This is a genomic window from Agrobacterium sp. CFBP 3001 (genome assembly GCF_027871605.1).
Lineage (GTDB): Bacteria > Pseudomonadota > Alphaproteobacteria > Rhizobiales > Rhizobiaceae > Agrobacterium > Agrobacterium leguminum.
The window spans coordinates 47281-69391 of sequence record NZ_JAQAHD010000003.1; the positions used below are offsets into that span (position 1 = coordinate 47281).

General features: G+C 59.6%; 18 protein-coding genes. 11 read left to right on the forward strand and 7 right to left on the reverse strand.

Annotation, left to right across the window (positions count from 1 at the left end; genetic code table 11):
* Positions 1-107 precede the first annotated feature (107 nt).
* From PH605_RS05625 to PH605_RS05655, 7 genes are all read left to right on the forward strand, one after another.
* The gene (locus PH605_RS05625) at positions 108-2396 is read left to right on the forward strand and encodes an NADP-dependent malic enzyme (RefSeq protein WP_142844632.1); all 2289 of its coding nucleotides are present in this window, start codon (positions 108-110) and stop codon (positions 2394-2396) included.
* A gap of 401 nt (positions 2397-2797) precedes the next feature.
* Positions 2798-3637 carry a transporter substrate-binding domain-containing protein gene (locus PH605_RS05630; protein WP_065657278.1) on the forward strand — a complete coding sequence of 280 codons (840 nt, stop codon included), beginning with the start codon at positions 2798-2800 and terminating at the stop codon, positions 3635-3637.
* 193 nt (positions 3638-3830) lie between these two features.
* The gene (locus PH605_RS05635) at positions 3831-4574 is read left to right on the forward strand and encodes an amino acid ABC transporter permease (RefSeq protein WP_003524557.1); all 744 of its coding nucleotides are present in this window, start codon (positions 3831-3833) and stop codon (positions 4572-4574) included.
* Entirely contained in the window at positions 4571-5353 is a 783-nt protein-coding gene (locus PH605_RS05640) for an amino acid ABC transporter permease (protein WP_142844633.1), read from the forward strand. The genes PH605_RS05635 and PH605_RS05640 overlap by 4 nt, the downstream gene beginning before the upstream one ends.
* A 12-nt stretch (positions 5354-5365) precedes the next feature.
* Positions 5366-6166: an amino acid ABC transporter ATP-binding protein gene (locus PH605_RS05645; RefSeq protein ID WP_078052519.1), complete on the forward strand. Its 801-nt coding sequence runs from the start codon at positions 5366-5368 to the stop codon at positions 6164-6166.
* A gap of 4 nt (positions 6167-6170) precedes the next feature.
* A complete protein-coding gene (locus PH605_RS05650; RefSeq protein ID WP_142844634.1) occupies positions 6171-7517 on the forward strand; it encodes an MmgE/PrpD family protein in 1347 nt (448 codons plus the stop codon).
* Between the two features lie 18 nt (positions 7518-7535).
* Positions 7536-8852, forward strand: a complete 1317-nt coding sequence (locus PH605_RS05655) for an LLM class flavin-dependent oxidoreductase (RefSeq protein WP_065657273.1) — start codon at positions 7536-7538, stop codon at positions 8850-8852.
* Positions 8853-8936: 84 nt separating this feature from the next.
* Here the strand turns inward: PH605_RS05655 and PH605_RS05660 are convergent, their stop codons facing one another.
* A complete protein-coding gene (locus PH605_RS05660) occupies positions 8937-10673 on the reverse strand; it encodes a methyl-accepting chemotaxis protein (protein ID WP_080857295.1) in 1737 nt (578 codons plus the stop codon).
* Positions 10674-10992: 319 nt separating this feature from the next.
* On the opposite strand from PH605_RS05660, the gene PH605_RS05665 reads away from it, so the two are divergent.
* Positions 10993-12246 (forward strand): NAD(P)/FAD-dependent oxidoreductase, encoded by a 1254-nt coding sequence (locus PH605_RS05665; protein WP_142844635.1) that lies wholly within the window; start codon positions 10993-10995, stop codon positions 12244-12246.
* 16 nt (positions 12247-12262) lie between these two features.
* Here the strand turns inward: PH605_RS05665 and PH605_RS05670 are convergent, their stop codons facing one another.
* Positions 12263-12796 (reverse strand): hypothetical protein, encoded by a 534-nt coding sequence (locus PH605_RS05670; RefSeq protein ID WP_193559571.1) that lies wholly within the window; start codon positions 12794-12796, stop codon positions 12263-12265.
* Between the two features lie 69 nt (positions 12797-12865).
* Positions 12866-13090 carry an aa3-type cytochrome c oxidase subunit IV gene (locus PH605_RS05675; RefSeq protein WP_003524572.1) on the reverse strand — a complete coding sequence of 75 codons (225 nt, stop codon included), beginning with the start codon at positions 13088-13090 and terminating at the stop codon, positions 12866-12868.
* Positions 13091-13504: 414 nt separating this feature from the next.
* Here PH605_RS05675 and PH605_RS05680 point away from each other — a divergent pair, with 414 nt between their 5' ends.
* The gene (locus tag PH605_RS05680) at positions 13505-14044 is read left to right on the forward strand and encodes a TRAP transporter small permease subunit (protein ID WP_065657269.1); all 540 of its coding nucleotides are present in this window, start codon (positions 13505-13507) and stop codon (positions 14042-14044) included.
* A 32-nt stretch (positions 14045-14076) separates the two neighbouring features.
* On the forward strand, positions 14077-15546 hold the full coding sequence (locus PH605_RS05685; RefSeq protein ID WP_078052517.1) for a TRAP transporter large permease: 1470 nt from the start codon (positions 14077-14079) through the stop codon (positions 15544-15546).
* 387 nt (positions 15547-15933) lie between these two features.
* Here PH605_RS05685 and PH605_RS05690 read toward each other — a convergent pair whose 3' ends face one another.
* Entirely contained in the window at positions 15934-17031 is a 1098-nt protein-coding gene (locus tag PH605_RS05690; protein ID WP_003524575.1) for a TRAP transporter substrate-binding protein, read from the reverse strand.
* 304 nt (positions 17032-17335) lie between these two features.
* Here PH605_RS05690 and PH605_RS05695 point away from each other — a divergent pair, with 304 nt between their 5' ends.
* Positions 17336-18091, forward strand: a complete 756-nt coding sequence (locus PH605_RS05695) for a gamma-glutamyl-gamma-aminobutyrate hydrolase family protein (RefSeq protein ID WP_003524581.1) — start codon at positions 17336-17338, stop codon at positions 18089-18091.
* Between the two features lie 80 nt (positions 18092-18171).
* Here PH605_RS05695 and PH605_RS05700 read toward each other — a convergent pair whose 3' ends face one another.
* From PH605_RS05700 to PH605_RS05710, 3 genes are all read right to left on the reverse strand, one after another.
* Complete coding sequence (locus PH605_RS05700; RefSeq protein ID WP_003524582.1) at positions 18172-19203, reverse strand: ABC transporter permease; 1032 nt, start codon at positions 19201-19203, stop codon at positions 18172-18174.
* A gap of 32 nt (positions 19204-19235) precedes the next feature.
* A complete protein-coding gene (locus PH605_RS05705) occupies positions 19236-20777 on the reverse strand; it encodes a sugar ABC transporter ATP-binding protein (protein ID WP_080857299.1) in 1542 nt (513 codons plus the stop codon).
* Positions 20778-21016: 239 nt separating this feature from the next.
* Positions 21017-21946, reverse strand: a complete 930-nt coding sequence (locus tag PH605_RS05710) for a sugar ABC transporter substrate-binding protein (protein ID WP_003524584.1) — start codon at positions 21944-21946, stop codon at positions 21017-21019.
* Positions 21947-22111 lie beyond the last annotated feature (165 nt).

The following is a 22111-nucleotide window of genomic DNA, read 5'->3' on the forward strand; positions in this document are numbered from 1 at the left end:
AAATTTGCTGCACTGAACAACATTCAAGGCTTGGCAGGCGCGCGAAAAATACAATAACAACGGCTGATATTTTTAGACTGTTATCGACACGAAAGCACGCTCAGCCCATGTCCGACACGACGAAACCCGCCAGCACCAGAACATCGGTTACGGATCAGGAAGCCCTGGATTTCCATGCGGAAGGCCGGCCGGGGAAACTGGAAATCACCCCGACCAAACCGATGGCGACGCAGCGGGACCTGTCGCTCGCCTATTCGCCGGGCGTGGCCGTGCCGGTGAAAGCCATCGCCGAAAATCCGGCGACCGCTTACGACTATACCACGCGCGGCAACATGGTTGCGGTCATCTCCAACGGCACCGCCATCCTCGGCCTCGGCAATCTCGGCGCACTCGCCTCCAAGCCGGTCATGGAAGGCAAGTCGGTCCTTTTCAAGCGCTTCGCCGATGTCGATTCCATCGATCTCGAGGTCGATACCGAAGACGCCGATGAGTTCATCAATTGCGTGCGTTACCTTGGCCCCTCCTTCGGCGGCATCAATCTGGAAGACATCAAGGCGCCGGAATGTTTCATCATCGAAAGCCGCCTGCGCGAGTTGATGGACATTCCCGTTTTCCATGACGATCAGCATGGCACCGCCATCATCGCCGCCGCCGGCCTCATCAACGCCATCGAACTGACGGGCCGCGACTTCAAGACAACCAAGCTCGTCTGCAACGGCGCGGGTGCGGCGGCAATCGCCTGTATGGACCTTATCAAGGCCATGGGGTTCAACCCTGAAAACATCACGCTCTGCGATACCAAGGGCGTGATCTATCAGGGCCGCACCGAAGGCATGAACCAGTGGAAATCCGCCCACGCGGTGAAAACCAACAACCGCACGCTGGCGGAAGCCATGAAGGGCGCTGATGTGGTATTCGGCCTCTCCCAGAAGGGCGCTTTCAGCGAAGAGATGATCCGTGCCATGGCGCCGAAGCCGATCATCTTCGCCATGGCCAATCCCGACCCGGAAATCACCCCCGAGGAAGTATCGCGCATCCGCGACGACGCCATCATGGCGACCGGGCGTTCGGATTACCCGAACCAGGTCAACAATGTCCTCGGCTTCCCCTATATCTTCCGCGGCGCGCTCGATGTCCGCGCCAGCCAGATCAATGACGCGATGAAGATCGCGGCGGCACAGGCGCTGGCCGATCTTGCCCGCGAGGATGTTCCTGATGATGTGGCCGCCGCCTATCAGGGCAACCGCCCGCGCTTCGGATCGCAATATATCATTCCGGTTCCCTTCGATCCGCGCCTGATCTCGGCCATTCCGGTGGCCGTGGCCAAAGCCGCCATCGAAACCGGCGTCGCCCGCCGCGAATTGCCCGATCTCGACGCCTATGCCCGCGAGCTTTCCGCCCGCCGCGACCCGATGGCCTCCACCACGCAGCGCCTTTACGAGCGCGTGCGCCGCTCGCCGAAGCGGGTCGTTTTTGCGGAAGCCGAAGAAGAACAGGTCATGCGCGCGGCGATTTCGTTCACCGCGCAGGGCCTCGGCACCGCCATCCTGCTCGGCCGTGACGATATCATCAAGGCCAATGCGGAGCGCGCCGGCATCGATCTCGACCGCGCCAATATCGAGATCACCAACGCCCGCCTTTCCAGCCGCGTCGATGCCTATGTCGATTATCTCTATGCGCGTTTGCAGCGCGGCGGTTTCCTGCTGCGCGACGTGCAGCGTCTGGTTCACAACGACCGCAACCATTTCGCCGCCTGCATGGTGGCTATGGGCGATGCGGATGCCGTGGTGACAGGCGTTACCCGTAACTATTCAACGGCGCTGGAAGATATCCGCCGCTGCATCAACACCAAGCCTGGCCATCGCGTCATCGGCGTTTCGCTGGTCGTCTCGCGCAACCGCACCGTCTTCGTTGCCGATACCGCCGTGCATGATATGCCGAATGCGGAAGACCTTGCCGATATCGCCGAAGAAGCAGCCGGCCTTGCCCGTCGTTTCGGTTACGAGCCGCGCGTTGCCATGCTCGCCTATTCCACCTTCGGCCAGCCGACCGGCGAACGTTCCGACAAGGTGCGCGAGGCGGTGAAAATTCTCGACAGGCGCAACGTCAATTTCGAGGTCGACGGCGAAATGTCGGCCGATGTGGCGCTGAACCATCACCGCATGCAGAGCCAGTATCCCTTCGCCCGGCTTTCCGGCCCGGCCAATGTGTTGGTCATGCCCGCCATCCATTCCGCCTCCATTTCCACCAAGATGCTGCAGGAACTGGGCGGCGCAACCGTCATCGGCCCGCTTCTTGTCGGTCTCGACAAATCGGTACAGATCACCTCGATGGGCGCGAAGGACAGCGACATCGTCAACATGGCGGCAATCGCGGCCTATAATGCCGGACGATAAGAACAGGGCGTGCGGCTTTTTTCTTCTCCCCGCCGGGGAGAAGATGCCCCAAAGGGGCAGATGAGGGGGCACGCTCTCCGCATATCGCTGGCCTCGCCCCCTCATCCCGCTGCCGCGACCTTCTCCCCGACGGGGAGAAGAGACGAGCCGGATGCGCTCGCTCCGCACATGGCCATCCGGTCCTCAGCGACATCCGGACTACTCTCCCGCTCCTGACAAACCGGCACATAGCAAGGGAGGAAAAGAACAAGATTCTACAATTCAAAATTATTAGGATAATTTTTCCCTCCAAAAGATTTATTGGAACCGGATTTTATTCATACTATTTTTCACGCAATGCCAATTCTCGCTCTTGGCGGGTGCCTCATGTAGTTTCCACCTACAATCAAAAGGAAATATCCATGGCCCTCTCTTTCTCCAGATTTGCCGCAAAACTCATTGCCGGAACCGTTGTCATCGCTTCGATGGCCACTGCCGCTCACGCGGATGCAACGCTCGACCGGATTAAGGGTCGCGGCAAGCTCACTGTCGGCGTTATCCTTTCCGGCGCGCCTTTCGGCTTTATCGATCCGAAGACGCAGGAGCAGAAGGGTCTCAACATCGACGTCGCCAAGGCGCTGGCCGCCGGCCTCGGTGTCGAGCTGGTCACCGAAACCGTGACCCCGCCCAACCGCGTGCAGTTCCTGCAGCAGGGCAAGGTCGATATTCTGATCGCCAACATGCAGTACACGGAAGAGCGCGCCAAAACGCTCGATTACGTACCGACCCCCTATGACCGCCAGGGCGGCGCCGCCATCGGCCGCAAGGACAGTGGCATCAAGGACTGGTCGGACCTGAAGGGCAAGATCGCCTGCGTTTCGCAAGGCTCCAACTACACCCAGCCGCTGATCGAGCAATATGGCGCGCAGGTAAAGGCGCTGCCAAGCCAGCCGGAATCGCTGCTGGCGCTCAAGGGCGGCAATTGCGACGTCTCCGTTCACGTCAACGGCACGCTGAGCCTGATGCTTCAGGACCGCGCCGATGAGTGGAAGGATTACGGCATCCTCATCCCCACCGACCTGATCCCGTCGGATTCCGTGATCTGGCTGCGCAAGGGCGAAAGCGACACGCAGGCCGCTCTCGACAAGATCGTCAAGGAACTGCACGCCTCCGGCAAGATGCTCGAATTCGCCAAGGCCAACCGTCTACCGAGCATCGGCTACATGGAAGAGCAGCAGAAGAAGCTTTCTGCCGCCCAATAAGGACAGGTGCAGGACTTTTCCGTTATCTGCACGTCCCCATCGCAGGTGATGACGGCGGCAAAAGGGTGGAGTGATTTCCCCTGACCATCAGGAACGGCCGGTTTCGCCTGCCGTTCTTTTCTGCTTTATAACAAGGCAGGCCATTCTGGCGCCGCCCGCCGGGCGGCACCCGCAATAACAGCATGGATTTCCGATGCAGGATGGATTTACAGCGCGCTTCATAGAACTGGCCGCGCATCTCGGCCTCAACTATGACTTTCTGAACAGCGGTTACGAGGTTCAGATCTGGCTCGACGGCATGAAGATGACGTTGATCCTCGTCGCCGTCACTTTGCCGCTCAGCCTCGTCTTCGGCTTCATTTTCGCGGCCATGCTGACATCGGGCAAGGTCTGGCTTGCCGGCCCCGTGCGCGCCTATGTGGAACTGACGCGCAACACACCGACGCTGGTGCAGCTGATGTGCGGTTTCCTCGTGCTCAACATGCTGATTTCTAACGCTCTCGGCGGCGCGCAGAACAATCCGCTGACACCCTTTTTCTGGGTCGTCGCCATCACCGGCCTGCACATTGCTGCTTTCCATGCGGAAGCATTGCGCGGCGGCATCGAGGCGGTGCCGGCGACCACCATCGAGGCGGCGCGTGCGATCGGTTTCAGTTCCTTCGAGATTTTGCGTTATGTGGAGTTTCCGCTGGCCATCCGCACGGCGCTGCCCTCCATCATCAACAACCTCGTCAATCTGGTGAAGCTCACCACGGTCGGCTCGGCAATTGCGGTGGGTGAAATCACCTATGCCTCGATCCTGATCTGGACGCAGCGCGACAATGTGGTCGAGCTGATGATCGTCATCCTGATCTTCTTCAGCGTCATCAATTTTATCGTCGCAAGGGCCGGTCTCTGGCTTGAGCGGCGTCTTGCGGTTCCGGGGTTCGGTCAATGAGTGCGGCGGTCTCTCCAACACAGGCGGTGAGGAAGCCACCTTTCGGCACCATTCTGCTGCTCGGCGTGTTGATTGCCGTCATTCTGTGGCTGATCCTCGACCCGTCCCTCGGTCAGGTGCTGCTGCAATGGCTGCCCTATCTGGCCAAGGGTTTTGCAATGAACGTGCTGATCAGCATCCTTGCGATCGCCATCGGCACCTTCATCGGCGTCCTCCTCGGCATCATGGAGCTTGCGCCCTACCGCCTCGTGCGCGCGCCGGCGCTCACCTATGTCCAGATATTCCGCAACGCCCCGCATCTGGTGCTGATCTTTGCCGCGACCTACATCTTCCCCTTCGAGATCGTCGCTTTTGGCAACTACATTCCCTTCCCGGACTGGATCAAGGCCGTCGTCGGTCTCGCCATTCCGGCCAGCGCCCATATCGCCGAAATCACCCGTGGCGCCATCCAGTCCATTCCGACGGCGCAATGGGAAGCGGCGCAGGGGCTGGGTTTTTCGCGCAACCAGACACTGCGCTGGATCATCCTGCCGCAATGCGTGAAGCGTTCGCTGCCGCCATGGATGAACCTTTATGCGTCGATCACCATGGGTACGGCGCTCGCCTCACTGGTCGGCGTGCATGAGTTGCTGCATGCCGCAACAGACGCAAGCACCGCCGTGCAGCGCAACGATTTCACCGTCGTGGTTTACCTCACCGTTCTGATGGCGTTCTTCCTGTTCTGCTATCCCGTATCCCGTTTCACGCAGCGCCTCGAGCGGCGCTTCGCTTCCCGCTGATTGGAACAAGCCATGTCCGCACCCGCACCACAAACCGCCGCAAAAGCACTGGTTGAACTGGAAGGCATACACCTGTCCTTCGGTGACAATCAGGTCCTGAAGGGCATCGACCTCACCGTGAACAAGGGCGACGCCGTCTCCATCATCGGCCCTTCCGGCTCCGGCAAGTCCACCATCCTGCGCTGCATCAACGGCCTGCTCATTCCGCAATCGGGCAAGATCACCGTCGGCGGCACGCGAGTGGACCTGCTGAAGACCGAGGCTGAGCGCATCGCGCTGCGCAAGCGCATCGGCATCGTGTTCCAGCAGTTCAACCTCTTTCCGCATCTGACGGTGATGGAAAACATCACCATCGCACCAATCAAGATTCTGGGTACGCCGAAAGCTGAAGCCGAGCGCCATGCCCGCGAATTGCTGGAGAAAGTGCGCCTTTCCCAGAAGGTCGATGCCTATCCCGGCCAGCTTTCCGGCGGCCAGCAGCAGCGCGTGGCGATTGCCCGCGCACTTGCCATGCGGCCGGAACTGGTGTTGTTCGATGAGGTCACATCCGCACTCGACCCGGAAACCGTGGGCGAAGTGCTCGCCGTCATCCGCGATCTCGTCAATGACGGCATGACCAGCATTCTCGTCACGCATGAAATGCGTTTTGCCGAAGAAATCAGCGACAATATCGTCTTCACGGAAAATGGCCTGATCGTCGATCAGGGTACGCCGGAACACATCTTCTACAAGTCGACCAATCCGCGCATCAACGCCTTCGTCAAGGGTCTCGGCGGACAGGTGGCACGGGTCAATGACGGCGAAGGGATTTGATGCCATGGCCGCCGACGAAAAACTCACCCTTCATCTTGCCGAAGCGATTGCCGCCTCCGATCCCCTGCGTGATGAGGATGCGGTGGCCATCGCCCGCACGGCGCTGATCGATTTTTTCGCCTGCGTGCTGGGTGGCGCTGCCGACAGAAGCACGAAAATCCTGATCGACAGCTTTACGCCCGGCACGTCAGGCACAGCGGGCATTATCGGCCACGGTCTGCGCTCGGATGCCTTCACGGCCGCCCTCATCAACGGCCACGCCGGGCATGTGCTTGACTATGACGATGTGCACGGCAGCGTGCGCGGCCACCCGACCGTTGCCATCATTCCCGCTTTGCTGACTGTCGCGGTCGAAGAGGGCTCCACGGCGGATGCCTTCATCGCCGCCTATATTGTCGGGCTGGAAACCATGGCGCGTCTCGGCCTCTCGCTCGGAACGAAGCATTACGAAAACGGCTTCCACGCCACCGCTACGCTCGGCCCCATCGGGGCTGCGGCGGCGATTGCCCATCTCCTGAAATTCGATCCGCAGACAACGGCCGTTGCGCTCGGCCTCGCTGCCACCCAATCGGCCGGGCTTCGCCTGCAATTCGGGTTTGATGCCAAACCGCTGCATGCCGGGCTCGCCACGCGTGCCGGCCTTACCGCCGCGCGGCTGGCGCGAACCGGCTTTCAGGGCGCGCCGGATTTTCTGGAAAACCCCATCGGTTTTTATTCCGCCTACGCCTTCGGCGCCGAGCAGCCGAAACGTGTTCTCTCCGGCTGGGGCGCACCCTGGCAGATCGTCTCGCCCGGCCTCACCCTAAAGGCCTTTCCCTGCTGCACAGCCAGCCATCCCGTTGCCGTCGGCGCGCTGGCGCTGCGCAACAGCAATGATCTGACGCCGGACGAGATAGAGGCGGTCATCATCACCTTCCCGCCGGGCGGCGATGCCGCCCTCGTCGGCCCCGCTACGCCCACGACCGGCATCGACGCCCGCTTCAGCGCCGAATATGTCTTTGCCGCAGCGCTGACGGATGGAGCGCTCGGCATCGGCCATTTCGACAAACGCCCGACGCGCGACGACCTGCTCGCCCTTTCCGCCAAAGTTTCACGCCGGCATGACGAGACCGCCCGCCGCCTCTCGCCCGATCCGACCACCCGGTTCGTGGTCATCGACGTGACGAAGAAGGACGGCACGGTGCTGTCGCGCCGTGTCGACGGCCTTCCTGGCATCGATGACCCGACCGAGAAATTTGCCGACGCGACCGGCGGCAATGAGAAATTCGCCGGCATTCCGGCACTAGTGCGGTCCATGAAAACCGCAGCTGACCTCAGAAAGCTCGAAACGCTTCTGGTATCGCAAATATAACTCGACCGACATGAAGGCATGATCACCATGACCACCACGACACGCAAAAGACAGATGCATCTCGGCCTTTTCCTGCAGGGCGCGGGGCACCACGTTTCCGGCTGGCGTCACCCCGATGCCGAAGCCGGCAGCGAAAATTTCGATCTGCTCACCCGTGTTACGAAAATGGCCGAAGCCGCGAAGTTCGACATGGTATTCTTGGCCGATGGCCTGACCAGCGGCGTCGACGCCCATCCCTCGATGATCGCGCGTTTCGAGCCGCTGACCCTGCTTGCCGCGCTGGCCATGGTCACCGACAAGATCGGGCTGGCGGCCACCGCCTCCACCACCTATGGCGAGCCCTACCACACCGCCCGCGCCTTCGCTTCCATCGATCATCTGAGCCATGGCCGCGCGGCGTGGAACATCGTCACCACCTCTTATGCCCGCACGGCGGCGAATTTTTCCAAGGACCATCCCGAGCATGACGAGCGTTATGCGGTGGCGGAAGAATATGTGAATGTCGTTCGCGGCCTGTGGGACAGCTGGGATGACGACGCCTTCGTCAAGGACAAGCAGGCGGGCCGCTACGTCGATCCGGAAAAGGTCCATATCCTCAACCACGAGGGCAAATATTTCACGGTCAAGGGACCGCTCAATATTCCGCGCTCTCCGCAGGGCCACCCGGTTCTCATCCAGGCCGGCTCTTCCGGGCCGGGGCAGGATCTCGCCGCCCGCACCGCCGATATCGTCTTCACCGCCCAGCAGGCGATTTCCGAAGCGCAGGCCTTCTATACGAGCCTTAAAGCCCGCGTGGAAAAATTCGGCCGCGATCCGGCGAGCGTCGCCGTGATGCCCGGCTTCATGCCGATCATCGGCAGGAGCTTTGAAGAGGCTGGCGAAAAACTGAAGGAACTGAACCGCTGGACCGATATCAAGAGCGCAATGCCGCTGCTTGAAGAACGCATCGGCCACAGCCTCACTGATTACGATCTCGACGGTCCGCTGCCGGACCTGCCGATTTCCGACCAGCTGCGCAGCCGCGCCGAACTTCTGACCGAACTGGCGCGCCGCGAAAAGTTGACGATCCGGGAGCTTGCGCTGCGCGTCGCCGCCGGCCGCGGCCACCATATCGTCATGGGCACGGCCAAGGATGTGGCGGACCGAATGCAGGAATGGTTCGAAAACGGTGCGGCCGACGGTTTCAACGTCATGCCGCCCTTCTTCCCCGGCGGGCTGGAGGAATTCAACCGCGAGGTCGTTCCGCTCCTGCAGGAGCGCGGCCTGTTCCGCAAGGACTACGAAGGATCGACGCTGCGCGACCACCTCGGTATCGAACGACCGGCGCTGCGGTGAAAAAGCCAAGCGGATGCCCGTTCGAAAGGCATCCGCATCCACCAAATCTCATTCTCAAGCTGAAGCGGGCCTGAGCCCGCTCCTTTACGCGGCCGCCCGTGCCGACGTCTGGTCGCGCCGGGCCGTATTCGGAGCATCCGGGCGGGTGGACGATCCGTCTTCCCGCTGCACCGTACGGCGGTTCAGCTTGAACAGGCTGACAAGCTGCGCCAGCGCATCTGCGCCCTGCGCCAGCGTTGTGCTGATCACCGTGGTACGGGCGCTCATCGCCGCATTCTCCTGCGTCATCCGGTCCAGCCGGCTGACCGCCTTGTTGATCTCGCTGATGCCGACAGCCTGTTCGTCCGCCGCCTTGGCGATCATGTCGACATTGCCGTCAATGTGCCTGACCAGCGCATCGATCTGCTTCAGCGCTTCGCCGGTTTCGCCCACCAGCCTGACGCCTTCCAGAACCTCGGTGCCGGAATTGTTGATCAGCGCCTTGATTTCCTTCGCGGCATTGGCGGAACGCTGCGCCAGCTCGCGCACTTCCTGAGCCACGACGGCAAAACCCTTGCCCGCGTCACCCGCACGCGCAGCTTCCACGCCGGCATTCAGCGCCAGCAGGTTCGTCTGGAAGGCGATTTCGTCGATCACACCGATGATCTGGCTGATTTCCCGCGAAGCCGTCTCGATACGCTGCATGGCATCGACCGTCCGCTCCACGACCTCGGTGGAAGCCACGGTAGATGTCCGCGCGCTCTGAACGAGCTTGCGCGTCTCTTGCATATTTTCTGTCGAGGAACGGACCGTCGCGGTGATTTCTTCGAGTGCTGCCGAAGTCTCCTCGAGCGCCACGGCCTGCTCACGCGAACGTTCGGCGAGATTGACGGAGGCTTCGCTGACTTCCTGGCTGCTGCGGGTCAGGTCTCCGGTCTGGCCGAGAACGTTTTCCAGCGTCTTCTGGAATTCGGCGATGGATTTATTGAAATCGTGGCGCAGCCGTTCGAACTCGCCGACGAAGGGTTTGTCCAGCGTAATACGGATATTGCATTGAGAAAGCCGCTCGAGCGCAGCACCAAGTTCCTCGACCGCATGCATCCGGTCCGTCACATCGAAAGCGAATTTCACTACCTTGAAGACGCGGCCCCGATCATCGATGATCGGATTATAGGAGGCCTGAATGAAGACGCGTTTGCCATCCTTGCCAAGGCGCATGAACTGCCCCGTCGAGAAGTGGCCCTTTCCGAGTTCCTTCCAGAAATCCCGATAGTCCTGCGACTGGGCATAGGCAGGCTCGCAGAACATCGAATGATGTTTCCCGATGATGTCTTCCGCCGTGTAACCGAGCGTCGCGAGGAAATTTTCGTTGGCGCTGAGGATTTTCCCTTCGGGCGTAAATTCGATTATGGCCTGCGCGTGGGAGAGCGCCGCCAGTTTCCCGTCATCCTCAGCGCTCTTGCGCTTGATCGAGGTGATGTCGGTTGCAATCTTGACCACCTTGTAGGGCTTGCCGAAACGGAACACGGGATTGTAGGAAGCTTCGATCCAGATTTCGTCGCCATTCCGGGCCCGACGTCGATACTGACCCTGATCGTATTCGCCACGCGACAGCCTCGCCCAGAAGCTCTTGTATTCAGGCGAGGCCGCATCTTCGGGAGACAGGAACATGCTGTGGGTACGCCCAACGATTTCAGACTGCTGATAGCCGACGGCCTTGCAGAAATTATCGTTCGCTTTCAAAATCTTGCCGGTCAGATCGAACTCGATGATGGCCTGTGAGCGGCTAAGCGCATCAAGCACCGCAGAAGCGTCAAGACCAAGTTTAGAAAAGTAAGACATCTTTTTGAAACCCCCAAACAGTAATCCATATGCAGACCTGCTCCACCCTCGAAATATAGAGATGAAAAACGGTCGGCCCGCCTGCACGCGAAACTAGCCGGACACTGTTAAATAGCGATTAATAATGAACTATAACTATTGATCCGGAACATCAATCGACCGCGAGTATGCTTCATCGCGAATATATTCGCCTTGTTTATTTCGGACCGCTTATTTGCCACAGTGCTGATATTTCTGCGCCGGCAATACGATACGGCCTTTCATCGGGGCGGCATTCATTGTTATGCGGGGTTGAAAGATTTGTGTTGCAGGAGCGCCGATGACCAAAACCCTGAAATGCGATGTGCTGGTGATCGGCACCGGCATTATCGGTTCCATGGCGGCGCTTTATCTGCAGAATGCCGGACGCGAGGTGGTGCTGCTGGAGCGCGGCGAGGTTGCCCGGGGCGCGAGTTCCGGCAATGCCGGCATTCTGGCATTCCCTGAAATCATCCCCATTCCCGCTCCAGGCATCATGAAAAAAGCGCCGCGCTGGCTGTTCGATCCGCTCGGCCCGCTCAGCGTGTCGCCCGCCTATGCGGCGAAGATCGCACCCTGGCTGTGGCGTTTCTGGCGCGCGAGCGCCGAGCGCAACTTTCGCCATGGGCTGAAGTCACTCACGGACATCAACCGCCTGGCTGCCGTGGAAATGGCTCATGTCGCGGCGATGCCGGAACTTTCGCATCTCGTTTCGAAAACCGGCACGCTCGATCTTTATGACAGCGAGGCAAGTCTCAATGCTGCCCGCAGGGACTGGGACGAAAAGGAAAACGCCGGTTTCACCTTTCAGCGCGTCGGCCGCCCCGAAATCGAGGAACTGCAGCCGGGTCTCGCGCCCCAGTTCCGCCATGCCATGTTTTCGCCGGATGGCCTGCAGGTCTCCGACCCTTACGATTTCACCCGCGCCATTTTCGATCTGGTAATCGCCCGCGGCGCCAGCCTGCGCAAAGGCGAGGCCGAACGCATCGATGCCGTGGGCGAAAGTACGATCGTGACGCTGGAAAATGGCGACAAGATCGATGCCGACAAAGTGGTGATCGCCTGCGGCGCCTGGTCGAGAAAACTTGCCGCGACGCTTGGCAACATCGTGCCGCTGGAAACCGAACGTGGTTATAACACCACGCTTTCCCCCGAGGCTTTCAACCTGACGCGCCAGCTTTATTTCAACGATCATGGCTTCGTCGTCACTCCGCTATCGACGGGCATCCGTATCGGCGGCGCGGTCGAACTCGGCGGGCTGGAATTGAAGCCGAATTTCCGCCGTGCGGAAGCCATGCTGAAGAAAGCAGGACGTTTCCTGCCCGGCCTCAAACTGGAAGGCGGGAAACAATGGATGGGGTTCCGCCCGTCCATGCCGGACTGTCTTCCCGTCATCGGCACGGCACGCGCCACCCCGTCCGTCATCTATGCCTTCGGCCATGGCCATCTGGGGCTGACACAATCGGCAGCAACCGCCCGTCTGGTAACGCAACTGGCCAGCGGAGAGGATACGGAAATCTCGATCGATCCTTTCCGGCCGGGACGTTTTTCCTGAGTTCGGGAAGACGGAGCTATTTCACCGGCTGTATGGAACCGTCCGGAAACACCACCTCGGCGAAGGACGGATAGACCTTGCGCAGGATCGTGACCTGCTGCTGGTCGCTCACCCGCAGCAAATACCAGTCCGCACCGTCCATCAGCGCCAGCGTGTGGGATTTCGCCTCTATCGTCTGGCCGCCGGTTTCCATCACCGTCCTGGTCGGAATGAGCGCATAGGGCGTTCCATCGGACGTTTGCGCAAGGCTGATCGCCTGCGTATCCATAGTGAACTCGGTTATCTTGACCGCGGCGAGCGCCATCTGCATCTGCGCGGTCAAGGCGCCACGCAATTGCTCCGCGGTAATACCCGCTTCGCCTGCGATGAATTCAAAGATTTTCGGCGGCACCGTCTTGCCGACGACATCGAAATCCTGCGTGCTCAAAGCCGTCTGAAATCGCTCTATCTGCGTACGAAGACTATCCTGCTCGGCAGGTGAGAGATCGCGTGACAAAGCGGGATGCGCAATCGCCACCAGCAGAAACAGACAATATAACATACGCTTCATGGCTTGGCCTTTCCGGTTATCCGGCATCGCCCGGTCCCCGGAACGGGAACCGCTCATGAACGGGATCGTTCAGCGCAGCAAAAAGAAACCCGCAGCCGACAGTACGACGAAGACGACCAGGCCACCAAGGAAGCCGGCGGTGGTGAAGAAACCCGCGACCATGGCCAGCATCAGCACGCACAGCATCATGGTGCCGTACTTCGTCAAGGCCAGAAAACCGTTATAGGTCTTTTCGTGCTCGGCGTAGTTCATCTCGGCGCCGACTTCGACAGGACCCGTGTGGTGTTCGCTCATTCCGCTTCCCCTTGTGCTCCATCCGTCATGCCCGTCACACGGTAAATCTGCCCGTGGACGATCACGGGCCAATGCCGGATTCTCCGTAACCAGAGGTAACATGAAGTCGCCGAAAAGCGCAATGCGTTCTCAGCGAAAGAGCGGCAATGGCATGCACCGTGACAGCGCAACCGGGCAAAACATGTCATTGGGCAACATTCTTTCGCAAACGGTTGAAAACGGCTGTCCGCCAAGCTGTTTCATGGTGGTTTTGGTTGCTTTTCGAACCGCCTGACCATACACGGGATTCTGTGGGGAGGAACTCTGGAGCCTGTGGCAGCGGAAGCACGTGGAGGCGTGACCGCAGCAGGGGCACCGGGCTTTACTCTCCGCCATAAACCCGCAAAGGGCCCGAAAAGGGAAGAGGGGAAAGTTATGAAATCGCTTTTAAAACTAAGCGCGCTGATAGACCTTGCAAGCGAAGCTCTGGGCAAGGTTGCCGGTTATCTCGTGCTCATCTGCTGCCTCGTCAGCGCCGGCAATGCCATGGTCCGTTATGCCTTCAATTACAGTTCGAACGGCTGGCTGGAAATCCAGTGGTACATGTTCGCTTTCATCGTGCTGATCGGCGCATCCTACACGCTGCGCATGAATGAACATGTGCGAGTGGACATCATTTATGGCGCGATTTCACCGCGCAGCCGCATCTGGGTGGACATTATCGGCATCGTGCTGTTCCTGCTTCCCGGCTGCTTTTACCTCGCCTGGCTTTCCTGGCCTATGTTCACGCTATCCTGGCATCAGAGCGAAATGTCCTCCAATGCCGGCGGCCTCATCCGCTGGCCGGTGAAATTCATCATCTTCGCTGGTTTCGCACTTCTGGTTCTTCAGGGTTTTTCCGAACTCATCAAGCGCATAGGCGCCCTCAACGGGCTTTATGCGCTCGATACGAAGTACGAAAAACCCCTGCAATGATCGCACCGATCTGAACCTTCAGGATATTTCCCATGTTCGAATATGGTATTCTTCCGCCACTGATGTTCCTCGGCATGATCATCTTCATGCTTTACGGATTTCCGGTTGCTTTCTCGCTCGCCACCGTCGGTCTCGTTTTCGGTGTCATCGGCATCTTCACGGAGCATTTTTCGCCGGCCTTCCTTCAGGCCCTGCCGCTGCGCATCTTCGGCATCGTCTCGAACGACCTTCTGCTGGCCATCCCCTTCTTCACCTTCATGGGCGCGATCCTCGAGCGATGCGGGCTTGCAGAGGATCTGCTTGAAGGAACGGGCAAGCTGTTCGGCGCCATTCCCGGCGGCCTTGCCTATGCCGTCATCATCGTCGGCGCGATCCTTGGTGCGATTACCGGCACGGTTGCCGCCTCGGTCATCACCATGGGCGTCATCTCGCTGCCGATCATGCTGAAATATGGTTACAACCCGCGACTTGCCACCGGCGTCATCGCCGCATCGGGAACGATCACGCAGGTCATCCCGCCTTCGCTGGTGCTGATCGTGCTTGCCGACCAGCTCGGTAAATCCGTTGGCGACATGTATCTGGGCGCTATCGGCCCCTCGATCCTGCAGGTCGCCATCTTCATGCTCTTCATCCTGTTCATGTCGGTCGTGCGGCCGAAGGACCTGCCGGCGCTGCCGCCGGAAGCGCGGGGAGAGCTCAACCGGGCGCTGGTGTTTCGCGTGCTGGCAGGCATGATCCCGTCCATCGTGCTGATCTTCCTCGTGCTCGGCACCATCTTCCTCGGCCTCGCAACGCCCACCGAAGCCGGTGCGCTCGGGGTCGTGGGCGCCATGGCGCTGGCCGCCGCGCACCGCCGCCTCACCTGGGACCTCATCAAGCAGGGCATGCATTCCACCATGCATATCACCTCCATGGTGGTGTTCATTCTGGTCGGCGCCACCTGCTTCTCCCTCGTCTTTCAGGGCATGGACGGTTCGCTCTGGATCGAGCATATGCTGTCGGGCATTCCGGGCGGCCCCATCGGCTTCCTGATCTTCGTCAACATCTTCATCTTCTTCCTCGCCTTCTTCCTTGATTTCTTCGAAATCGCCTTCATCGTCATTCCGATGCTGGCGCCAATCGCCCAGTCGCTCGGCATCGACCTCATCTGGTTCGGCGTTCTGATCTGCATCAACATGCAGACGAGCTTCATGCATCCGCCCTTCGGATTTGCGCTGTTCTACCTGCGCTCCATCGCGCCGCGCACGGTCAAGACATCGGATATCTACATGGGCGCGATTCCCTGGCTCGGCATGCAGCTCATCCTCGTCGCCATCGTGATCTTCTGGCCGGAATCCGTCACCTACTGGCTGGACAAGGCGCCCGAGGTCGATCTGAATTCCATAAAGATCGAAGTGCCCGCCTTCGGCAATCAGGGTGGCAACACCATGCCCAATTTCAGCCAGCCGGGTGGGTTACCGGGCATGCCGAATCTTGGCGAGCCCCCGAAGATCGGACCCTGATCGGCGTCTTGTAAGGGCTAGGCGAAACGCTTATAGTTGCGGAGTGGAAGACGGGAGTGCACACCCGTCTTCCGTTTGCTTATCTGCTTAGAAAATTGAACCGGACGGAGACAGACCAGCCCGTCCGGTTCTTCCTAAACCAAAGCGTAATGCTCAGCGTTTTCCACATCGCATCACCTCCACAGTTGAGAGCAAGGCCTTTGCCGAGGTCGGCGTGGCCAATCCTCGCCGACACTCCAGCTGGCCCGGAGCCTGCTGCTTTTGCCCACAACGGAATTGATCGTAAATCATCCTTTGTTGTCGGATGCGTGAAGGCATGCGCGCGCAACAAAAACCCCGGAGACCGAAATCCCCAGGGCCTTTGCTCGGTCCGCCGTCACCGAATAATCAGAGCTTGCCGTTACGCTGCTGGATCATCATGAAAGTATCGAACGTGTATTCCGCAAGCTGCATCCACAGATAACCTTCGCGCTTGAAGGCGACCTGATCTTCGTAGATCTTCTTGAAGTCCGGATTGGAGGCCGAAATATTGGCATAGACCTCCAGCGCAGCCTTGTAGCAAGCCTCGAGGATTTCCTGGCTGAACGGCCTGAGCACCGCACCTTCAGAGACGAGCTGCTTGATGGCGATCGGGTTTTTCGCGTCGTATTTCGCCATCATGCTGGTGTTGGCGAAGGCGCAGGCGTCCTGCAGCGCCGTCTGGTAGTTTTTCGGCAGGCTGTTCCACTTCTCCAGATTGACGAAGGAATGGATGACCGGGCCACCTTCCCAGAAGGCGGGATAATAGTAATATTTCGCCACCTTCTGGAAGCCGAGCTTGTGGTCGTCATAGGGACCGACCCATTCCGCCGCGTCGATGGTGCCTTTTTCCAGCGCCGGATAGATATCGCCGCCGGCGATCTGCTGCGGCACCACGCCGAGCTTTTCCACCACCTTGCCGGCGAGACCGGCAATGCGCATCTTCACGCCCTTGAAATCGTCGACGGTATTGATTTCCTTGCGGAACCAGCCGCCCATCTGCGCGCCGGTATTGCCCGAAATCATGCCGTAGAGATTGTGCTTGGCGTAAAACTCGTTGAGCAGCTTGTTGCCGTTGCCCTCATAGAACCATGAATTCGTGAGGCGGGCATTGAGGCCGAAAGGTATTGCCGTGCCGATGGCGAAGGTCGGGTCCTTGCCGACGTAATAATAGGAGCAGGTGTGGCACATTTCCACCGTGCCGGACGATACGGCATCGGCTGCCTGCAGGCCGGGCACAATTTCACCGGCGGCAAAGGGCTGGATGGTGAAATTGCCGTCGGTTGCGGCGGCGACATGCTTGGCAATATCTTCCGCGCCGCCATAGATCGTGTCGAGCGATTTCGGAAACGACGACGTCAGGCGCCAGTTGATCTTGGTATTTTGCTGTGCAATGGCGGGCGCGGCCAGCGCTGCCGTGGCAGCTCCCGCAAGCGCACCTTTTTTCATAAAGGAACGGCGATCCATCTATATCCTCCCAGATATGAACGCTGCCCGCAGCTTTGAATTCCCCTCGTTGCTGTTCAGGCATCGCAGCAAAGTAAGCACGGTTACGGCCCGGCTGACAAGCACCCGCACCAAGAATTAATCGCGGAAAAACCGGCCTTTCCTGGAATTTTCGGAAACTCTGCTTCGTATTTTATTTCCAACTGAAATATCCCGGCATCACCTTATACTTTAGGCGCATAGAGGATCCTCATAACGCAAAACGCGTGCTTGACTTGGCCAGCCGGCAGTCGCACAAATTTCGAAGATTCGTCCCGGAGCCATCATGCCAAAACCCATTATTGCCGTTCCCGCCGACATCCGGCATTTCACCGGAGCCGACTGGCACGCCGCGCAGAACCAGTATGTTTCCGCCGCGCTGAAGGTGGCTGGTGTCATGTCCTTCATTGTCCCGGCCTTCGAGGACGGAAACGAGGTCGACGCTATTCTCGACCGGGTGGACGGCCTGCTCGTGTCCGGCTCCGCCACCAATGTGCATCCTTCCCTTTACGGAAAAGAGGCGCAGGAAAGCGACGGCCCGTTCGATCAGGCCCGCGACGCCACCAGCCTGCCGCTCATTCGCCGCGCTATCGAACGCGGCATCCCGATGCTGGCCATCTGCCGCGGCATTCAGGAGCTGAACGTCGCGCTGGGCGGTACGCTTGCGTCCGAAATTCAGGAGCAGCCCGGCATATGGGACCACCGCAAGCCGGAACATGACGACCGCGACGTGGCCTTCGCCATCCGCCAGCCGGTGCATGTGCGCGAAGGCTCCTGCATCGCACAGCATCTTGGCATGTCGGGCGAAATCCAGATCAATTCGCTGCACCGGCAGGCAATCGCCGAGACCGCGCCACGCCTGCAGGTGGAGGCGACAGCTGCGGACGGCACCATCGAGGCTGTTTCAGTCATCGACGCCAAGGGATTTGCCGTCGGCGTGCAATGGCATCCGGAATATTGGGCTGAGACCGACGCACCGTCGCGCGCTTTGTTCGAGGCCTTCGGCAAGGCCGTCCACGACTATCGGAACAGCAAGGCATGAACCTTAGCTAATCCCCCCGGCTCATAAGAACACAAAAAAGGGGCAAGCCTGAAGGCCTGCCCCAAGTCTGGGAGGAGGATTTAGCGCTTTGCGCGTTTCTTCTGTCGGTAGACGTCGGCAACGACCGCGGCCACGATGATCAGGCCCTTGACGATTTCCTGATAATAGGCGTCCACCCGGAGGAAGGTGAAGCCCGACGTCATGACACCGAGGATGATGGTGCCGATCACCGTTCCGGTGATGCGGCCGGCACCGCCGGCGAGCGATGTGCCGCCGATAACGGCTGCGGCGATGGCGTCGAGTTCATACATTACGCCCATGCCGGCCTGCGCCGTCTGGGCGCGGGCGGCAGTGACGACACCGGCGAGACCGGCGAGCAGGCCAGCAATGGCATAGACCTTGATCAGATGCGCCTCGATATTGATACCGGACACGCGTGCCGCCTGCTGGTTGGCGCCGATGGCATAGGTGAACTTGCCGTAGCGGGTGTAACGCAGCGCCACGTGGAAGATGACGGCGACGACGAGGAACACCACGACCGGCCAGATGCCCGTGCCGATGAAGTTGAAACCGTCCGTCAGACCGGAGATCGGCTGACCCTTCGTATACCACTTGGAAAGACCACGCGCCGTCACCATCATGCCAAGCGTTGCGATGAAGGGCGGAATTTTGGTGCGGGCGATGAGTTGCCCGTTTATGAAGCCCGCAAGGGCGCCAGCCAATATGCCGACGGCGAGCGGTATGAAGAAGGGCAGATCGGTCAATCCCGGATAAAGCGCCCGCGGCCATGTGGACGATTGCGCAACGCTGGCGGACAGCATCGCCGTCAGGCCGACGACGGAACCGGAAGAAAGATCGATACCACCGGTGATGATGACCTGCGTGACACCAACCGCGATGATGCCGATCACCGAGACCTGCAGGATCATGATCGTCAGGCGCTGCTGGTTCATCAGGAAGCTCTGGCCGATGAAAATCCAGCCGAGAATTTCATAAACCAGCGCGATGCCGATCAGCACGAAAAAGATATTGGCCTCCGGCGGGATGCGCCGGTGCGGCTTGCGTCCGGATTTTGCGTCCAACTCTGTGTTGGCGGCGGCGTTCGTATTCATAGTCATTCCTCCTCGAGAAATCCCGGCGCGCCTCACCGCGATGCGAGATCCATCACTTTAACCTGCGTGGCTTCACTTCTATCAAGGAAGCCCGTCACCCGACCTTCATGCATGACCATGACACGGTCGCTCATACCCAGAACCTCCGGCATTTCGGAGGAAATCATGATGACGGCGACGCCCTGGCGCGCCATCTCGCAAACCAGCTTGTGAATTTCCGCCTTGGCCCCGACATCGATGCCGCGTGTCGGCTCATCCAGAATGAGAATGCGCGGCTTGGTCAGCATCCAGCGGCCGATCAGCACCTTTTGCTGGTTGCCGCCCGACAGGTTCTCGATGCGCTCGTAAAGATGCGGCGTCTTGACCCGGAGCTTGCGGCACATCTCCTCGCAGGCATCCGACAGCGCATTTTCCTGCACGAAGCCATTGGCGACATATTTGTCCTGCAGAACGGCGATCTGCATGTTCTCCAGAATATTAAGGATCAGCAGGCATCCCGTATCCTTGCGATCCTCCGTCAGAAACGCCATGCGGTGACTGATGGCCTTCGTCGGGCTGTCGATCGATACCGGCTTGCCGTCGATTGCAATCGTACCCGAGGATGCGGGCGTTACACCGAACACCGTTTCCGCCACATTGGAGCGGCCCGATCCGACAAGGCCGGCAACGCCGAGAATTTCGCCGGCGCGCACCTCGAAGGAAACGTCGTGGAAAACGCCGTCGAGCGTGAGATTCTTGACCGAAAGCACCACGTCGCCGATCGGAACCTCTTCCTTCGGGAACATCTGGGTGATTTCACGGCCCACCATCATGCGGATGATGTCGTCACGCGTTACATCGGTCGAGGCGTGGGTGCCGATATATTTGCCGTCGCGGAAAACCGAAAATTCATCGGCGATCTCGAACAGCTCGTTCATCTTGTGGGTGATGTAGACGATACCGATACCGCGTTCCCGGAGATCGCGGATGATGCGGAAGAGATGCTCGACCTCGCGCTCCGTCAGTGCGGATGTCGGCTCGTCCATGATGAGAACGTCGGAATCATAGGAAACCGCCTTGGCGATCTCGACCATCTGGCGACTTGCCACCGAAAGCTCGCCGACGCGGGTTTCCGGGTCGAGATCGATGCCGAGCCTTTCCAGCAACGTTTCGGTGCGGCGATACATTTCGCCATGGTCGATGAGACCCAGCCGGTTTTTCGGCTCGCGGCGTATCCAGATGTTTTCCGCCACCGTCATATACGCCATCAGGTTCAGTTCCTGATGGATCATGGCAATGCCGTTTTCCAGCGCATCGAGCGGGGAATCGAGACGTATGTCGGCGCCTTTCAGGCGAATTTCGCCACTGTCCGGCTGGTAGATGCCGGCCAGGATTTTCATCAGCGTCGATTTTCCGGCGCCATTCTCGCCCATCAGCGCATGCACGGTGCCGCGCTTCAGCTTGAACTGCACATCATCAAGCGCCACGACGCCGGGAAATTCCTTGCGTATGCCTTCCGCCGCGAGAAGATACTCCGCATTCGGCACGGCTCCGCTGGCGCGCACGGCGGCCATTGTCGATGGACTGACGACCATCTCATCCTCCACAATAGACAAAAATGACCGGAAACAGGCTTTGCCAGATGGCGCACCCGGCCTCCGGGGAGGCTTGCAGCGCCATGTCGATCACGACATGAAAGGCGCTGCAACACTTTGAATTCACTGAAATTCAATCGTAATCCGCTCGCGTACCGAAGCTTGTCTTCGGCGCCGTCGGAAACCGGCATCTGCCTCCAATGTCAATCTGAACGGGCGCAGATGCCGGAAGGCGGCCGTTAGTTCTTGGCCACGTAGTCCTTGACGTTTTCAGGCGTGACGAGCTGGAAAGGAATGTAGACCTTCTTCTCCACCTTGTCGCCCTTGACGAGCTTCAGCGCGGCATCGAGAGCGCCCTTGCCCTGCCCTGCCGCATCCTGGAACACGGTTACATCCAGATCGCCCGCCTGCATCGCGGCAAGGGCGTCCTGCGTGGCGTCAACGCCGGCGACGACATAGCTTTTCATGTCCTTGCCTGCGGCCTTCAGGGCCTGGATCGCGCCAATCGCCATTTCATCGTTGTTGGCGATGACGGCATTGAATTCGATACCGCTGGAAAGCCAGTTGGTGACGAGGTCGGAACCCTGCGTGCGCTGCCAGTTCGCGGTCTGCTCTTCAACAACCGAAATGCCCTTGCATTCGTCGGTCTTCAGAACGTCCTTGGCAGACTGCGTGCGCATGCGTGCCGCCTGGTTGGAAAGCTCACCCATCATGATGACCGCATTGCCCTTGCCACCGAGAAGGCGGCAAACTTCTTTCGCTTCAAGCGTGCCGGCCACCGTCTCGTCGGAGGCGACGAATGCCTGGCCGTCCGGCAGGCTATCGACGTTCACCGGCTGGCGGTTGACGTAAACCAGCGGAATCTTGGCGTCTGCAGCGAGCTTCGACATGGCCGCCGTCGCATCCGTATCAACCGGGTTGACGATGATCGCGTCGACCTTGGACGCGATGAAATTCTGGATCTGGCTCTGCTGCTTGGCAACGTCGTTCTGGGCGTCCTCGACCTGCAGGGTCACGCCCTTCAGTTCCTTGGAATAATCCTGCATGCCGTTGCGCAGCACGGTCAGGAAGTTGTCGTCGAACAGCGCCATCGAGACGCCTACGGTCTCCGCATGCGCCGCCGTGCCCAGAAGCACAGACATGGCTGCGCCGATGATAAATTTCTTCATTGTTTTCTCCTCCTCGGTGTCCGGCGCCACCTCTCCCAGCCGGAGGCGAACCCGAGAGCCCGCCGCTACCTCCTCACAACCAGAAAACGGAATAATGAAACCGATTTTCTGTCTGTTCGATATATTTATTCCATTTTTGGTCCAAACGTCAATGCTTTCTTCACG

Excerpts from the sequence above, each read along its gene's own strand:
- PH605_RS05625 (WP_142844632.1), top strand. The coding sequence starts at position 108 with ATGTCCGACACGACGAAACCCGCCAGCACCAGAACATCGGTTACGGAT.
- PH605_RS05630 (WP_065657278.1), top strand. The coding sequence starts at position 2,798 with ATGGCCCTCTCTTTCTCCAGATTTGCCGCAAAACTCATTGCCGGAACC.
- PH605_RS05635 (WP_003524557.1), top strand. The coding sequence starts at position 3,831 with ATGCAGGATGGATTTACAGCGCGCTTCATAGAACTGGCCGCGCATCTC.
- PH605_RS05640 (WP_142844633.1), top strand. The coding sequence starts at position 4,571 with ATGAGTGCGGCGGTCTCTCCAACACAGGCGGTGAGGAAGCCACCTTTC.
- PH605_RS05645 (WP_078052519.1), top strand. The coding sequence starts at position 5,366 with ATGTCCGCACCCGCACCACAAACCGCCGCAAAAGCACTGGTTGAACTG.
- PH605_RS05650 (WP_142844634.1), top strand. The coding sequence starts at position 6,171 with ATGGCCGCCGACGAAAAACTCACCCTTCATCTTGCCGAAGCGATTGCC.
- PH605_RS05655 (WP_065657273.1), top strand. The coding sequence starts at position 7,536 with ATGATCACCATGACCACCACGACACGCAAAAGACAGATGCATCTCGGC.
- PH605_RS05660 (WP_080857295.1), bottom strand. The coding sequence starts at position 10,673 with ATGTCTTACTTTTCTAAACTTGGTCTTGACGCTTCTGCGGTGCTTGAT.
- PH605_RS05665 (WP_142844635.1), top strand. The coding sequence starts at position 10,993 with ATGACCAAAACCCTGAAATGCGATGTGCTGGTGATCGGCACCGGCATT.
- PH605_RS05670 (WP_193559571.1), bottom strand. The coding sequence starts at position 12,796 with ATGAAGCGTATGTTATATTGTCTGTTTCTGCTGGTGGCGATTGCGCAT.
- PH605_RS05675 (WP_003524572.1), bottom strand. The coding sequence starts at position 13,090 with ATGAGCGAACACCACACGGGTCCTGTCGAAGTCGGCGCCGAGATGAAC.
- PH605_RS05680 (WP_065657269.1), top strand. The coding sequence starts at position 13,505 with ATGAAATCGCTTTTAAAACTAAGCGCGCTGATAGACCTTGCAAGCGAA.
- PH605_RS05685 (WP_078052517.1), top strand. The coding sequence starts at position 14,077 with ATGTTCGAATATGGTATTCTTCCGCCACTGATGTTCCTCGGCATGATC.
- PH605_RS05690 (WP_003524575.1), bottom strand. The coding sequence starts at position 17,031 with ATGGATCGCCGTTCCTTTATGAAAAAAGGTGCGCTTGCGGGAGCTGCC.
- PH605_RS05695 (WP_003524581.1), top strand. The coding sequence starts at position 17,336 with ATGCCAAAACCCATTATTGCCGTTCCCGCCGACATCCGGCATTTCACC.
- PH605_RS05700 (WP_003524582.1), bottom strand. The coding sequence starts at position 19,203 with ATGAATACGAACGCCGCCGCCAACACAGAGTTGGACGCAAAATCCGGA.
- PH605_RS05705 (WP_080857299.1), bottom strand. The coding sequence starts at position 20,777 with ATGGTCGTCAGTCCATCGACAATGGCCGCCGTGCGCGCCAGCGGAGCC.
- PH605_RS05710 (WP_003524584.1), bottom strand. The coding sequence starts at position 21,946 with ATGAAGAAATTTATCATCGGCGCAGCCATGTCTGTGCTTCTGGGCACG.